Here is a 14,685-nt window from a genome sequence, read left to right as displayed (position 1 = left end):
CAAAATCCTCCTTTTTCTTACAGACAGATGACCGCAGTCTTGGCGGCAGAATCCACGCTGACCACCAGGGCGGTCACGCCGCCGGTGGTGGCCGCCTGCACACCGCCGGTGCCGTCGGCCTCCAGACTGACCCGCCCCAGATTCACCGTGCCGGTGGTGGATACGGTCAGAAACCCCTTCACCTGCACTCCGGCAAAGCCGCCCCGAACTGACTGGGCCTGTCCGGCGAAGGCGTCCTTGGCGCTGCACGCCCCCACCTGGCCGTTGGCGGCGATTTTCACCACCTGGCCGGGCTTCACGCTGTCCTGGGCGGCAAAGGTGGCGATAACCGCCCCGATGTCCTCAAACGAAACCTTACTCACTGTGTGTTCCTCCTTTATTTTTTCAAAGATTCAGAATCCAACCCGGACTTGCCGGTCAGATCAGGAACGCTCCGTCCTCCTCGGGACGCCGCTCCGGCTCCTTTCCGTACCCCAGCTGCACCGACAGGGGGTACCGCTCCTGAGCCCGGGCCTCATAGGCCCGCTTCAGCTCCTGGAGCTCCCCCTCCTCCAGCTTTTCGGTGATGGCTTTCAGCACCTTCAGATCCAGCTTGGGGTCGGCCAGTCCGCCCAGCCGCACCACGTCGGCGCGGAGGGAGGAGATCCACTTCCTGCCCAGCGCCGCCTCGTGCTCCAGCGTCTCCAGCTCCCGGGCGCATCCGGCATTCCCCTGGACCAGCTCCTTCAGGGAGGCCGCCTCCCTTCGGCTGGAAAATCCTTTGACCACCCCGGCATGGGGCTGGGCGGGCACCGCCACGAAGGAGAATTCGTACGCGTCGCTGGCCTCCTCCAGACTGATGCAGCACAGCTTCCCGTCGTACACCTCCCCGGGCTTGTGGCCGCAGCCCTCTCCCCGGGGCGCGCCGCAGATGGAGCACACCGCCTTCTCCACCGAGCAGGCCACGCTGACCTCCTTCTTGATGCCCCCCTCGATCTCTGCGATGAGGCTCTGGTTGTCCGGGGTGCGCACCATATAGGCGTACCCCTTCAGCCAGCAGTAGGGGTCCCCCGCCTGGGTGAGCCGCCCGGGCTCCGCCACCACCTCGGTGCGGTAGAGCCGGGCCGCCTGGCCCTGGGCGCTCCAGTTGTGGTCAAAGATGCCGCTCTTGCCCACAAACAGGGGAGCCAGCTGCTCCAGAGTTCTGGGGGCAAACCGCTCCCCGTCCCGGTCCACCTCGTTGTCGCACAGGCGCACCGAGAAGGCGTACACCTCCGCCTCCGTCAGGGGCGTGCGGCTGAGGCGGTTGATGTCCTCCAGGTGCCCCGGCTGAAGGACCGCCTGGGGCTCCTGGGATGTTTTGATGATCTTCACGTTGTCTCCCTCCTGATCTGTTCCGTCTGGGCCTGATAGAGCCCGGCCTTGGCCTCCTCCACCAGATCCTGCAAGTTGATGTCCTCCCAGTCCACCTCCACCGGCCCGGCGATCCCGTGGAGGCGCAGCCACAGCTGGCACACCCTCCGGACCACCGGCTCCACCCCCCGGCGGATGGCGGTGATCTCACTGGTGAGCAGATCGGCCTGCTGGACGCTCATGCGCTCGGTGGAGGACCAGGACAGCCCCAGCAGAAAGGGCGGAATCCCAGTCCGGGCGATGAGCTGCTCCAGAATCTGCCGCACCGGCGCCTCGCTGTCCAAAATCTGGTTGTCCGCGCCGATGACCTTGATGTCCACGTCGCCCACCGCCACAAAGTCCCGCACCGCCCCCTGGCGGGTGGAGCGCATGGCGGCGGACCACTCGCTGGCCACCATCTCCCCCCGCTCCTGGGCGGACAGGCCGTCCCCCTCGCCGGGCTTACATACCACGGCGAAGCGCAGGTTGCCCACCCGCTCCCAGTTCTGGCCGACGGCCTGGTAAATTTTCAGAAGGATTCCGCTCAAAAAGGGCATGGACCGCAGCAGAGATACCCCGTAGGGGCTGTCCGTCCCCGGCTGAAAGGGGGTGAACAGCAGCAGCTCCTGCCAGGGCAGCTCCTCCAGCTGTCCGCTCCCGTCCCGGGTGCACAGCCGGAAGTCCAGGGGCGTGTCCCCCTCCTTGATCTCCACCTGTCCCGGGTCGGCGCACAGCAGGGCGGCAATGTCTTGCCCGCCGGGGGAGAGGACGATCTCTCCCACCCCCTGGCCGCAGGTGAACATGGAGTCCAGATACTGGTCCAGAAAGGACTGGATGCCCCTCTGGCCCCGCCCGGTGTCCACCTGTGCCAAAAACTGCTCCAGCCCTCTCTGGCCCTCCGGGTCCGGGCACCGGACAATGACGCCCCCGCACAGCCGCACCAGCTTCAAAAGGGCGGCGTCCACAATGGGCACCGCCTCCCGGATGGAGCGGTACAGGTCCAGTTCCCCCCGGCGCAGGGGGACGTACCGGTCCAGCATCCCAAAGGGGTGGTGCTCCACGTCCCGCAGCTGGACCTGGGGCGCCCGGGCCGCCGGTTTTTTCTTCACAAACCACTTCACATCAAATTTCCTCCCTCTCCCGGATCTTCGTTAAATGGAAGCCCGCTCTACACTCCCGGCAAAGAAACTTCCGCCATTCTTCGCCGCCACCGTGGCGGCGAAGTACCGGATGTCGTCCATGGCGTGGTCATTGGATTTGACCACCCGGTCGCCGCCGGTGCCGGAGGTATCCCAGCAGTACAGCCCGAATTCCCGGATGGCGTCCCGGCAGGGGGAGCAGATGACGATTTTTCCCGCCCGCAGCAGCTCCGCCGTGGTGCGGATGCCGGAGAGCACGTCGTTTTTGGCCCGGACCACCGGCCACCCCTGCCTCCGGAGCAGCTCCAGAAAGCTGGCGGCGGAGGGGTCCACCACCACGCCCTGGATGTTCCGTCCCCCCGCCAGCGCGGCCAAGTCCTGGGCGTACTCCCCGTCGGTCTTCTGCCGCCGCTCCCTCCGGGAGTCGTAGTAAAACTCCGCCGCCCGGTACCAGATCCCGTCTTTTCTGCCCCAAAGCCCCATGGAGGTGGGGTTCACCGTCCCGTAGTCACAGGAGATGTACCAGGGCCCGCCCAGCCCCTCCGGCGCCTCCCGCACCAGCTCCGGCCCGAAGAAGTCGTAGATGAGGCCCTCCGCCTGGGCCCACTCCCCCAGAATAAACCGGCGGTAGAAGGCCCCCTGAAACATGGCCTCGTACCGCCGGATGGTCTCCCGGGACAGTCCGGGGTTGTCCCTCATGGTAAAGGACAGCCGCAGCACATTCTTCTCCTGTGCCTTCTGAACCCACTCCTGATAGAACCAGTGGGCGGGGCTCTCCGGGTTGCAGGAGAACCACAGCCGGCTCCCCTCCACCGAACACCGGGCGCACACCTGCTCCACAAAGGAGCGGGGCATCAGCGCCGCCTCGTCCAGCAGGGCCCCCGCCAGGGTGATCCCCTGGACCAGGGCGGCGGACCGCTCGTCCAGCCCGCCGAACAGATAGAAGGTATTCCGCCGCCGCCCCAGAGACACGTCGATCCGGTTCTGGGACAGCCGCTCCCGAATCTGGAACCCCATCTCCCGAAGAATGGGCCTCAGCTCCTGCCACAGATTCCGCCGCACCGCCGGCACGGACTTGCCGCACAGGGCGAAGCTCTTTTGAGAGAAGCAGGTCATAGCCCAGCAGAAGAAGGACAACCCGGTGCATAACGTCTTGCCGCTGCGCACCGCCCCCTCGCACAAGATGGCGTCATAGCCGCTGTCCGGGGAGGAGGGCCGCCACCAGGTGAGCACCCGCCGCTGTTTTTTGGAAAACTTCAGGGGTCTCACGCCTCCGGCTCCTCCATTCTCTGCAAAAACCGCTCCAGCTGCTCCTCCCCGCTGGGCCCGCTCAGCTCCAGCAGCCGCTCCAAAGCCCGCATCCGGTCGGTGAATTTCATCTCCACCGTCCCCGCCCCGCTGCGCCGGAACTCCGTCAGGGCGGACAGATCCAGCCGCCCGATGGCGTCCCGCTCCTCCTCCGGAAGGTAGGCCAGCTTGACCGCGTCGTTGACCTTGGCGCAGGCCAACCTTCCCATCTGCTCCAGCAGGGCCTCCCGGTCCAAAGGGCTCTTGTCTTTCTTCACCATATCCCTCCTCACCCCGGGCGGGCAGGAGAAGAAAGTTGTACGTTTTCGTCCCAATAAGAAAATTTTTTCTTCCGCCCCGGCGGGATTTTACAAAAAACTCGCACATCCTGGATTATGGTAAAGGACGTGTGATGCCGGAAAGCAAAAATTTACCGGCCGCCCGCCGGGTATAGAAGGTTCCCCGCCTCCACATCCTGAATCCACAAGACCAAGAAACGGGAGGCGTTTGTTCCATGAAGCGAATTTGTGCCCTGCTGCTGACGGCGGCTCTGCTCACCGGCCCCGCGGCGGCGGCCGGGGAGACGGCGGAGGCGGCCCAGCCGGCCCTGGACCTCTCCGCCGCCTCCGCGGTGCTGATGGAAAAGGAGACCGGGACCCTCCTTTACGAAAAGGCGTCCCATGAAAAGCTGGAACCGGCCAGCGTCACCAAGGTGATGACTCTGCTGCTCATCTTCGAGGCCCTGGACAGCGGCCGCGTCGCCAAGGAGGATGTGGTCACCGTCTCCGCCTACGCCGCCGGCATGGGCGGCTCCCAGGTCTACCTGAAAGAGGGGGAGCAGATGACGGTGGGCGAGCTGGTGAAGTGCATCACCGTGGTCTCGGGCAACGACGCCGCCGTGGCCATGGCGGAGTACCTGGCGGGGAGCGAGACCGCCTTTGTGGAGCAGATGAACCGGCGGGCCAAGGAACTGGGGATGGGGGACACCACCTTTCTCAACTGCACCGGCCTGCCCGCCCAGGGCCATGTGACTTCCGCCCATGACATCGCCCTCATGTCCCGGGAGCTGGTGCTCCACCACCCCGGCGTCCGGGAGTACACCACCATCTGGATGGACTCCATCCGGGACGGAGCCTTCGGCCTGACCAACACCAACCGCTTAGTCCGCTTCTACCAGGGTGCCACCGGCCTGAAGACGGGCTCCACCGACTCCGCCCTCTACTGCATGTCGGCCACGGCGGAGCGGGACGGCATGGAGCTCATTGCCGTGGTGATGAAATCTCCCACCTCCGCCGACCGCTTTGAGGACGCCAAGGCCCTGCTGGACTACGGCTTCGCCTCCTACTCTCTGGTCAGCGTGTACCCGGACTCCCCCCTGGCCCCAATCCCGGTGCTGCTGGGCGAGCAGGGACAGGTCCAGCCCCAGCTGGCGCGGGAGTGCCGCCTGCTGGTCCGCAAGGGTCAGGAGGGTCAGATCACCACCAGGGTCACCCTGGCCCAGGATCTGGCCGCCCCGGTGGAGCAGGGCCAGACCGTGGGGGAGATGGAGGTCTCCGTGGACGGCCAGGTGCGGGACACTGTCCCCATTCTCTCCGCCCAGGGGGTGGAGCGGCTCACCGTCCCCAAAATTTTCTCCCGCCTTCTGGAACAGATGCTCATGGCCGGATAAGTCAAAATGAAATATGTCCCGCCGCGCTGTTTTCCAAAGGAATACCCCGCGGCGGGACATTGCCCTGTATATTCAGCCCTATAAAATTCCATTTCACACCCTTTTGACTTGACGGTGTGAAACGTGTGTTGTATAATTTATATAAATATCAGCGATCTCGGTTTTGTGCACTTGTCATTTTAGACGCAAAATCGGCTGATCTGATAGGAATGAGGTGATCTCATTGGTCAATTATCATGGAAAACTATCCGAATATGACCTGTTTTTAGAGTTGGAAGCCTTCTCGGAGGGGCGCAGCTGCCACGCATGGCGGTGTTTTGGGGCCCACGCCGACGAGGTGGACGGCCAGAGCGGCTGCACCTTCCGGGTGTGGGCGCCCAACGCCAAGCAGGTGTGCGTCTTCGGAGATTTCAACGGATGGGATGAGACCGCCGCTCCCCTGGAAAAGGTGGAGGGCGGGATCTGGCAGGGATTCATTCCCGGCCTGAAGCGCTATGATACCTATAAGTATGCCATCCAGGGCCCCGACGGCAAGGTGGTGGCCAAGGCCGACCCCTACGCCTTCCACGCGGAGACCCGTCCGGGCAACGCCTCCAAGATCTACGAGTTGGACGAGTACCCCTGGGGGGACAAGAACTGGCTGGAGTACCGGGCCAAAAATCCCCCGTACCGCCGGCCCATGAATATCTATGAGTGCCACCTGGGCTCCTGGCGGCGCACCGGCGAGGGGGAGTTCCTCTCCTACCGGGACACCGCCCACTATCTGGTCCCCTATGTGAAGGAGATGGGCTACACCCACGTGGAGCTGCTCCCCGTGATGGAGCACCCCCTGGACGCCTCCTGGGGATACCAGGTCACCGGCTACTTTGCCGCCACCAGCCGGTTCGGCACCCCCGACGATCTCAAATACCTGATCGACCAGCTGCACCAGGCGGGCGTGGGCGTGATTCTGGACTGGGTCCCCGCCCACTTCCCCCGGGACGCCTTCGGCCTGTACCACTTCGACGGCACCCCCACCTATGAGTACTCCGATCCCCGGAAGGGGGAGCACCCCGACTGGGGCACCCAGGTCTTTGATCTGGGCCGGAACGAGGTGCGCTCCTTCCTGTTCTCCAACGCCATGTTTTGGCTGGAGGAGTACCACGCCGACGGCCTGCGGGTGGACGCGGTGTCCTCCATGCTCTATCTGGACTACGGCCGGCAGGACGGGGCCTGGATGCCCAACATCCACGGCGGCAAGGAGAACCTGGAGGCCATCGAGTTCTTCCAGAAGCTGAACACCACCATCTTCGCCGCCCACCCGGACGTGCTGATGATCGCCGAGGAGTCCACCGCCTGGCCCAAGGTGACCTACCCGGTGGACGACGGCGGCCTGGGCTTCAACTTCAAGTGGAACATGGGCTGGATGAACGACATCTGCCACTACATCAAGCTGGACCCCTACTTCCGGCAGTTCAACCACCGGGACATCACCTTCTCCCTCATGTACGCCTTTTCGGAGAACTATATCCTGCCTCTGTCCCACGACGAGGTGGTCCACATGAAGGGCTCCTTCCTGGGCAAGATGCCCGGGGACAACCCGGAGAAGTTCGCCGGCGTCCGGGCCTTCTACACCTATATGCTCACCCATCCCGGCAAGAAGCTCTCCTTCATGGGGGCGGAGATCGGCCAGTGGAACGAGTGGCACTATGAGTACTCTCTGGACTGGCACCTGCTCCAGTACGAGCCCCACAAGAAGCTCCACGCCTTCTTCAAGGCGGCCAATGCCCTCTATCTGGCCGAGTCCCCCCTGTGGGAGCAGGATGACTCCTGGCAGGGCTTCCAGTGGCTGTGTGCCGACGACAACAAGGCCGATACCGTGGCCTTCCTGCGCTGGGACCGGGAGGGTAAACCGCTCATCGTGGTGTGCAACTTCTCCCCCGTCCACCGGAAGGGCTACTATGTGGGCGCCCCCTTCGCGGGCACCTGGTCCCTGATCTTCAATACCGACGCCGAGGAGTTCGGCGGCAGCGGCCTGGGGGACACCGCCCCCCTCAAGACGGTGAACACCCCCTGCCACGACCAGGAGCAGGCCCTGTCCATCGACCTGCCCCCCATGTCGGCGGTCATCTACCGCTGCACCCGCCGCAGCCCTGTGCGGAAAAAGAAGGACTCCAGCAAGGAGGCCGCCGAAAAAAAGACCGCCTCCAAGGCCAAAAAGGCGGGGGAGGGCGGAAAATCCGCCGCCGCCAAAACGGCCGCTCGGAAGTCCAAGGCCGCGGCCCGGCCCGGACCCAAGGCCAAATCGGAAACCTGAATCCAGCGTGCACCTCCCATCTGGGGGAGTTTACACTACATCAGAGGTGAACGACATATGAAAAAAGAAGTTGTGGCCATGCTGTTGGCGGGCGGACAGGGCAGCCGGCTCTACGCCCTCACCAGCCAGGTGGCCAAGCCCGCCGTCCCATTCGGCGGGAAGTACCGCATCATTGACTTTCCCCTGTCCAACTGCGTCAACTCCGGCATCGACACCGTGGGCGTGCTCACCCAGTACCGCCCCCTGGAGCTGAACAGCTACATCGGCTCCGGCCAGCCCTGGGATCTGGACCGGTCCGACGGCGGCGTGCACATCCTGCCCCCCTACATGCGGGAGGGAGATCAGGGCACCTGGTACAAGGGCACCGCCAACGCCATCTATCAGAACATCGGCTTCCTGGACCTGTACGACCCGGACTATGTGGTCATCCTCTCCGGCGACCACATCTATAAGATGGACTACTCCGACATGGTGGCCCAGCACAAGAAGACCGAGGCCGCCTGCACCATCTCCGTGCTGGAGGTGACTTTGGAGGAGGCCAAGCGCTTCGGCATTATGAACGCCAACGAGGACGGCCAGGTCTACGAGTTTGAGGAGAAGCCTCAGCATCCCAAGAGCACCCTGGCCTCCATGGGCATCTATGTCTTCACCTGGTCCAAGCTGCGTCAGTACCTCATCGACGACGAGGCCGACCCCAACTCCTCCAACGACTTCGGCAAGAACATCATCCCCAACATGCTCGCCGCCGGCGAGAAGCTGATGACTTACCGCTTCTCCGGCTACTGGAAGGATGTGGGCACCATCAACTCCCTGTGGGACGCCAACATGGACATGCTGGCCCCCCACAGCGGCATCGACCTGTATGACTCCAGTTGGCCCATCTACGCCCGCAGCCCCATCAAGCCCCCCCATGTCACCGGCCCCAACGCCCAGATCTCCCACTCTCTGGTCACCGGCGGCTGCCAGGTGGACGGCTCGGTGGAGAACTCGGTGCTCTTCCACTCGGTCACGGTGGAGGAGGGCGCTGACGTCCAGTACTCCATCCTCATGCCCGGCGCGGTGGTGAAGAAGGGGGCCGTTGTGGCCTACGCCATTGTGGCGGAGAACGCCGTCATCGGGGAGGAGGCCACCATCGGCGCGCCCCCCAGCGAGGACCCGGACTGGGGCATCGCCGTGGTAGGCGGCGGCGTTACCATCGGAGATAAGGCGGTTGTGAAGCCAAGCGCCATGATCCGGGAAGATGTGAAAGGAGGTGAGCAGGCATGAACGACCTGCACGGCATCATTTTTGCGTACCGGTCCGACGCCAACCTGGGGGAGCTGACCCGTCCCCGGAACACCTGCTCCCTGCCCTTCGGCGGGCGGTACCGCCTGGTGGACTTCATGCTCTCCAACTATGTCAACGCCGGCATTACCGACGTGGGCATCATTGTACATCAGAGCTATCAGTCCCTGCTGGACCACGTGGGCTCCGGTAAGGATTGGGAGCTGTCCCGCCGCCACGGCGGCCTGCGCATCCTGCCCCCCTTCGGCTATGCGGAGCGGGGCGGCGAGTACCGGGGCAACATGGACGCCCTGGCCGGCGTGGCCGACTATCTGGAAAACATCCGCCAGGAGTATGTGATTCTGGCCTGGGGCGACATGGCGGTGAACCTGCCGGTGGCCGAGGTGCTCCAGCAGCACATCGACACCGGTGCCGATGTGACCATGGTGTGCACTCCCACCCTGAAGGGCGCCCCCCGCTTCTCCGAGTACGTGGAGGTGGATGAGGAGGGCCGGGTCACCGACCTGTCCGTCCACCCGGTGGCCGCGGACAAGACGCTGGAGAGCCTGGAGGTCTATATCCTCTCCAAGAAGCTGCTGCTGGACATGGTGGACTACTGCGCCGCCCATGACATCATCAACTTCAGCCGCGGCGTGCTCCAGCCCCGGCTCAAGACCCTGAAGCTCATGTCCTATGTGCACCAGGGCTATGTGGCCCGCTTCCAGTCGGTGAGCGGCTACTTCGAGCGCTCCATGGACCTGCTGGACCCCGCCGTACGGGACGACCTGTTCAACCCCGCCCGGCCCATCCGCACCAAGGACCGCTCCAGCCCCTCCACCTACTACGGCCCCGACGCCAAGTCCATCCACTCGCTGGTGGCCGACGGCTGCCTCATTGAGGGCGAGGTGGAGAACTCCATCGTCTCCCGGCATGTGGTCATTGAGAAGGGGGCCAAGGTGTCCAACTGCGTGCTGATGCAGGGCACCGTAGTCAAGAGCGGCGCCTCTCTGTCCTATGTGATCACCGACAAGGACGTCACCGTCAACCAGGACCGCATGCTGATGGGCCATCTCACCTATCCTCTGGCCATTGCCAAGGGCTCCGTGGTGTAATCCTACCTTGTTCCCGCCGGGGAGGCGGTGCAGTTCCTGCCCTGTCCCCCCGGCGGTCTCGTCTGTGAATTTGTCTGGAGAAAGGGGTCTTACTATGAAAATCCTGTTTGCCGCCTCGGAAGCGGTGCCCTTCATCAAAACCGGCGGCCTGGCCGATGTGGCCGGCTCCCTGCCCAAAGCTCTGGCCCAGGCCGGCCATGAGGTCAAGGTCATTCTCCCCCTGTACGAGGGCGTCAGCGGGGAGTGGCGCAGCCAGATGACCTTCCTGAAGTATTTCAACGTCACGCTGTCCTGGCGGCAGGTGTACTGCGGCATCTTCCAGCTGGAGCGGGACGGGGTCACCTACTGGTTTGTGGACAACGAGTACTACTTCAAGCGCTGGCAGATGTACGGCCACTTCGACGACTGCGAGCGGTTCGCCTACTTCTCCCGGGCCGTCATCGAGACGCCGGGACAGCTGGACTGGTGGCCCGACGTCATCCACTGCAACGACTGGCAGACCGCTCTGGTACCCGTCTACCTGCTGGAGGACAAGTACCGCATCCCCCAGCTGGGCAATGCCAAGAGCGTGTTCACCATCCACAACATCGAGTATCAGGGCCGCTACGGCGACCAGGTGCTGGAGGATGTCATCGGCCTGGGCCGCAACTACTTCAACGAGGGGATGCTGGCCTTCCACGGGGACGTGAACCTGATGAAGGGCGCCATCATGGCCTCCACCTATGTCACCACCGTGTCGCCCACCTACGCTCAGGAGCTGCGCATGCCCTTCTATGCCCACGGCATGGACGCGGTTATCAACCAGCAGAGCGGCAAGCTCCAGGGCATCCTCAACGGCATCGACATGGCCCTCTATGACCCGGCCAAGAAGCCCGGCCTGGCGGCCAACTTCACCGCCAAGAACCCCGCCAAGGGCAAGACCGCCTGCAAGCTGGCCCTCCAGAAGGCGGTGGGCCTGCGTGAGGACGAATCCGCCCCCATTATCGCCTGCGTCTCCCGCTTGGTGGGCCACAAGGGCTTCTCTCTGGTCACCGACGTGCTCCACCAGATCATGGAGATGAATGTGCAGATGGTGGTGCTGGGTACCGGCGACTGGCAGTATGAGGAGGCCTTCCGCAACGCCCAGCGCCAGTATCCCGGCCGCTTCTCCGCTCAGATCACCTACTCCGCCCCCCTCTCCGACATGATCTACGCCGGCGCCGACATCTTCCTCATGCCCTCCATCAGCGAGCCCTGCGGCCTGAGCCAGATGATCGCCATGCGCTTCGGCACTGTGCCCGTGGTCCGGGAGACCGGCGGCCTGAAGGACACCGTCCTGCCCTACAACAAGTTCGAGGGCACCGGCCGCGGCTTCACCTTCTCGGATATCAACGCCGGGGATATGCTCTGGGTCATCCGGGAGGCTGTGGACCTGTACCACAACAACAAGGAGGCCTGGCGCGGCCTGCAGAAGGAAGGCATGACCGCCGACTTCAGCTGGGACCACTCCGCCCAGGAATACATTGATATTTACCAGCGCATCTCCGGCTGAGGCCGGTCTCAAACGCCCTCCGCTTCGGCGGAGGGCTTCCTTATTTTACAGCTGGGAGTCCTTGTCAAAACAGCATGGAACCGGGAAAATCCCTCCCGCTTTTGCACTCTTCTGTACATTGACGCTCCCTGGAAAATCTGATACAATATCACCGGGTAGGGAAAAATCTTTCCAATCCCTTTTGATTTGATTTTATGAAACGGGAGGCATTCCGAATGGCTGAATATACCAAGGCCCAGCTTACCGAGATGATCGTCGGCAAGCTCCGCCGCAACTTTGGGCGCGACGTGGATGACGCCACCCCCAACCATATGTTCAAGGCCTGTGCGCTGGTGCTCCGTGACATCATGTCCAGCCACCAGATGGAGACAGGCAATCAGGTGTGGGAGGGCCAGCAGCGCCAGGTCCACTACCTGTCCCTGGAATTTCTGATGGGCCGATCTCTGGAAAAGAACGCCTACAATCTGGGCCTTCTGGATACCTTGAAGGACGCTCTGGAGGACCTGGGTTTCTCCGCTTCCGATCTGTTTGAGAAGGAGCCGGACGCCGGTCTGGGCAACGGCGGTCTGGGCCGCCTGGCCGCCTGCTACCTGGACTCCATGACCACCCTGGAGATCCCCGCCACCGGCTACACCATCTGCTATGAGCTGGGTATCTTCAAGCAGAAGATCGTGGACGGTAAGCAGGTGGAGCAGGCTGACAACTGGCTGGGCCTGGGCGACGCCTGGCTCATCCCCAAAGTGGATGAGACCGAGGAGGTCCGCTTCGGCGGCAAGGTGGTGGACCACTGGGACGAGCGGGGGGTCAACCATCCGGAGCATGTGGGCTACACCACTGTCCTGGCCATCCCCCGGGACATGGAGATTGCCGGCTATAAGACCCGCCACACCAACACTCTGCGCCTGTGGGACGCCAAGAGCCCTGTCCCCGTGGACATGAGCTACTACTCCCGGGGCGAGTATCTGAAGGCGGTGGAGCAGCAGGCCATGGCCGAGGTCATCGCCAAGGTGCTCTACCCCGACGACAACCACTACGAGGGCAAGTCCCTGCGTCTCAAGCAGCAGTACTTCTTCGTCTCCGCCACCGTCCAGTCCATCGTGCGCCAGCACCGGGCCCAGTACGGCACCCTGCGGAACTTCCATGAGAAGCATGTCATCCAGATCAACGACACCCACCCCACCCTGGTGATCCCCGAGCTCATGCGGATTCTCCTGGATGTGGAGGGGTACAGCTGGAACGACGCCTGGAACATCGTCACCCACACGGTGGCCTATACCAACCACACCGTCCTGGCCGAGGCTCTGGAGCGCTGGCCCCAGGGGCTCATCGAGAACCTCCTGCCCCGTATCTGGCAGATTTTGAAGGAGATCGCCGCCCGCTACCAGCGCACGCTGGAGCAGCACTTCCACGGCGACCAGAGCAAGGTCTCCAAGATGGCCATTATCTGGAACGGCGAGGTGCGCATGGCCAACCTGTGCGTGTGCGCCTGCTACGCGGTGAACGGCGTGTCCGCCCTCCACTCGGAGATTTTGAAGCAGGACGTGTTCCACGACGCCTACACCATGCGTCCGGAGCAGTTCAAGAACGTGACCAACGGTGTGGACCACCGCCGCTGGCTGTCCCAGATCAACCCCAAGCTGGACGCTCTGGTGAAGGAGTGCACCGGCGGGGACGACTACCTGCTCCACCCGGAGGCCATCCGCGGCCTGGAGAAGTACAAGGACGACCAGAGCGTCCTCTCCCAGCTGGAGGCCATCAAGAAGGAGAACAAGCGCCGCTTTGCCGCCTATGTGGCCCGGGAGTCCGGTGTGGTGCTGAACACCGACGCGGTCTTTGACGTGCAGGTGAAGCGCCTCCACGAGTACAAGCGGCAGCTGCTGAACGTGCTGCACATCATCCACCTGTACAACCAGCTGCGGGATAACCCCAACATGGAGTTCACCCCCCAGACCTTCCTCTTCGGCGCCAAGGCGGCCCCCGGCTACCACGTGGCCAAGAAGATCATCCAGCTCATCAACTCCCTGTCCGCCCAAATCAACGCCGACCCCATCTGCAAGGATAAGCTCCAGGTGGTCTTTTTGGAGAACTACCGGGTCTCCCTGGCGGAGAAGCTCATGCCCGCCTCTGAGATCAGCGAGCAGATCTCCACCGCCGGCAAGGAGGCCAGCGGCACCGGCAACATGAAGTTCATGATGAACGGCGCACTGACCATCGGCACCCTGGACGGCGCCAACGTGGAGATGCACCAGCAGCTGGGCGACGAGAATATCTTCCTCTTCGGCCTTACCGCCGACCAGGTGGTCCAGCTGAAGAACCAGGGCTATATCCCCGCCAACTACTACAACAGCAACCCGGCCATCAAGCGGGTGCTGGATCAGATCCGCGCCGGCTTTGGCGACGGTGTAGACTACAACGACATTGCCGACCGGCTTCTGATCGGCGCGGGCGGCAGCCCGGCCGACGAGTACCTGCTCCTGGCCGACTTTGACAGCTACTGCCAGGCCCACCGCCGGGCCATCGAGACCTACGCCGACCGCAAGCTCTGGAATCAGATGTCCCTCATCAACATCGCCCGTTCCGGCATCTTTGCCGCCGACCGGTCCATCCGGGACTACGCCAGCGATATTTGGCACGTGCCCACCCGTCTGTAACACAAAGGCCCGCCGCGCACCGTGCGGCGGGCCTTCTTTTCCCTGCGTTTTCAGGGGGGCGGCTTCACTTGCAGGTATGTTCCGCCGCCAGAAGCGGCTGGTCCCCGTCCCCCTGCAAAAAGCCGTTTACAGGCGTGTTCCGCCGCCGGAGGCGGCTGGTCTCATCCCCTTGCAAAATAGCCGTTTACAGATATGCTCCGCCGCCGGAGGCGGCTGGTCTCGTCCCCTTGCAAAATAGCCGTTTACAGATATGCTCCGCCGCCGGAGGCGGCGGACATTTTCTCGGAACCCCTTGCAAAATGGGGAAAAATGAAATAAAATGAAGTGGAACACGATCCCCGTTTTGTTTTGTGGAGGAGGAATAGC

The 14,685-nt window shown here is 63.4% G+C and carries 11 protein-coding genes; 6 read left to right on the top strand and 5 right to left on the bottom strand.

Annotated elements, in window-relative coordinates:
- Nucleotides 1-17: 17 nt before the first annotated feature.
- Genes B5F19_RS08220 through B5F19_RS08200 form a run of 5 tightly spaced genes read right to left on the bottom strand, consistent with a single transcriptional unit; the run spans nt 18 to nt 4,075 of the window.
- Entirely contained in the window at nt 18-362 is a 345-nt protein-coding gene (locus B5F19_RS08220; protein ID WP_087289618.1) for a hypothetical protein, read from the bottom strand.
- 55 nt (nt 363-417) lie between these two features.
- Nucleotides 418-1,353 (bottom strand): hypothetical protein, encoded by a 936-nt coding sequence (locus tag B5F19_RS08215; RefSeq protein WP_087289617.1) that lies wholly within the window; start codon nt 1,351-1,353, stop codon nt 418-420.
- Nucleotides 1,350-2,492, bottom strand: a complete 1,143-nt coding sequence (locus tag B5F19_RS08210; RefSeq protein ID WP_087289616.1) for a serine/threonine protein phosphatase — start codon at nt 2,490-2,492, stop codon at nt 1,350-1,352. The genes B5F19_RS08215 and B5F19_RS08210 overlap by 4 nt, the downstream gene beginning before the upstream one ends.
- A 30-nt stretch (nt 2,493-2,522) precedes the next feature.
- Nucleotides 2,523-3,779: a PBSX family phage terminase large subunit gene (locus tag B5F19_RS08205; protein ID WP_087289615.1), complete on the bottom strand. Its 1,257-nt coding sequence runs from the start codon at nt 3,777-3,779 to the stop codon at nt 2,523-2,525.
- Complete coding sequence (locus B5F19_RS08200; protein WP_242972742.1) at nt 3,776-4,075, bottom strand: XRE family transcriptional regulator; 300 nt, start codon at nt 4,073-4,075, stop codon at nt 3,776-3,778. The genes B5F19_RS08205 and B5F19_RS08200 overlap by 4 nt, the downstream gene beginning before the upstream one ends.
- A 236-nt stretch (nt 4,076-4,311) precedes the next feature.
- Here B5F19_RS08200 and B5F19_RS08195 point away from each other — a divergent pair, with 236 nt between their 5' ends.
- The 6 genes from B5F19_RS08195 (at nt 4,312) to B5F19_RS08170 (ending at nt 14,319) form a co-directional block, all read left to right on the top strand.
- On the top strand, nt 4,312-5,466 hold the full coding sequence (locus tag B5F19_RS08195; RefSeq protein WP_087289613.1) for a D-alanyl-D-alanine carboxypeptidase family protein: 1,155 nt from the start codon (nt 4,312-4,314) through the stop codon (nt 5,464-5,466).
- 223 nt (nt 5,467-5,689) lie between these two features.
- Nucleotides 5,690-7,762 (top strand): 1,4-alpha-glucan branching protein GlgB, encoded by a 2,073-nt coding sequence (gene glgB / locus B5F19_RS08190; protein WP_242972741.1) that lies wholly within the window; start codon nt 5,690-5,692, stop codon nt 7,760-7,762.
- Between the two features lie 57 nt (nt 7,763-7,819).
- The gene (locus B5F19_RS08185; protein WP_087289612.1) at nt 7,820-9,028 is read left to right on the top strand and encodes a glucose-1-phosphate adenylyltransferase; all 1,209 of its coding nucleotides are present in this window, start codon (nt 7,820-7,822) and stop codon (nt 9,026-9,028) included.
- The gene (gene glgD / locus B5F19_RS08180; protein ID WP_087289611.1) at nt 9,025-10,137 is read left to right on the top strand and encodes a glucose-1-phosphate adenylyltransferase subunit GlgD; all 1,113 of its coding nucleotides are present in this window, start codon (nt 9,025-9,027) and stop codon (nt 10,135-10,137) included. Before B5F19_RS08185 ends, glgD begins: the two co-directional genes overlap by 4 nt.
- 94 nt (nt 10,138-10,231) lie before the next feature.
- Nucleotides 10,232-11,668 (top strand): glycogen synthase GlgA, encoded by a 1,437-nt coding sequence (gene glgA / locus B5F19_RS08175; protein WP_087289610.1) that lies wholly within the window; start codon nt 10,232-10,234, stop codon nt 11,666-11,668.
- A 215-nt stretch (nt 11,669-11,883) separates the two neighbouring features.
- A complete protein-coding gene (locus B5F19_RS08170) occupies nt 11,884-14,319 on the top strand; it encodes a glycogen/starch/alpha-glucan phosphorylase (protein ID WP_087289609.1) in 2,436 nt (811 codons plus the stop codon).
- The last annotated feature ends 366 nt before the right edge of the window (nt 14,320-14,685 follow it).

Source organism: Pseudoflavonifractor sp. An184 (genome assembly GCF_002160305.1).
GTDB classification, from domain to species: Bacteria; Bacillota; Clostridia; order Oscillospirales; family Oscillospiraceae; genus Lawsonibacter; species Lawsonibacter pullicola.
Note: the sequence above shows the minus strand (reverse complement) of the source record. Positions and strands in the feature narration are given on the sequence as shown.

Bases quoted from the DNA above. Each gene is read 5' to 3' on its own strand.
- B5F19_RS08195 (WP_087289613.1), top strand. From the start codon at position 4,312: ATGAAGCGAATTTGTGCCCTGCTGCTGACGGCGGCTCTGCTCACCGGC.
- glgD (WP_087289611.1), top strand. From the start codon at position 9,025: ATGAACGACCTGCACGGCATCATTTTTGCGTACCGGTCCGACGCCAAC.
- B5F19_RS08185 (WP_087289612.1), top strand. From the start codon at position 7,820: ATGAAAAAAGAAGTTGTGGCCATGCTGTTGGCGGGCGGACAGGGCAGC.
- glgA (WP_087289610.1), top strand. From the start codon at position 10,232: ATGAAAATCCTGTTTGCCGCCTCGGAAGCGGTGCCCTTCATCAAAACC.
- B5F19_RS08170 (WP_087289609.1), top strand. From the start codon at position 11,884: ATGGCTGAATATACCAAGGCCCAGCTTACCGAGATGATCGTCGGCAAG.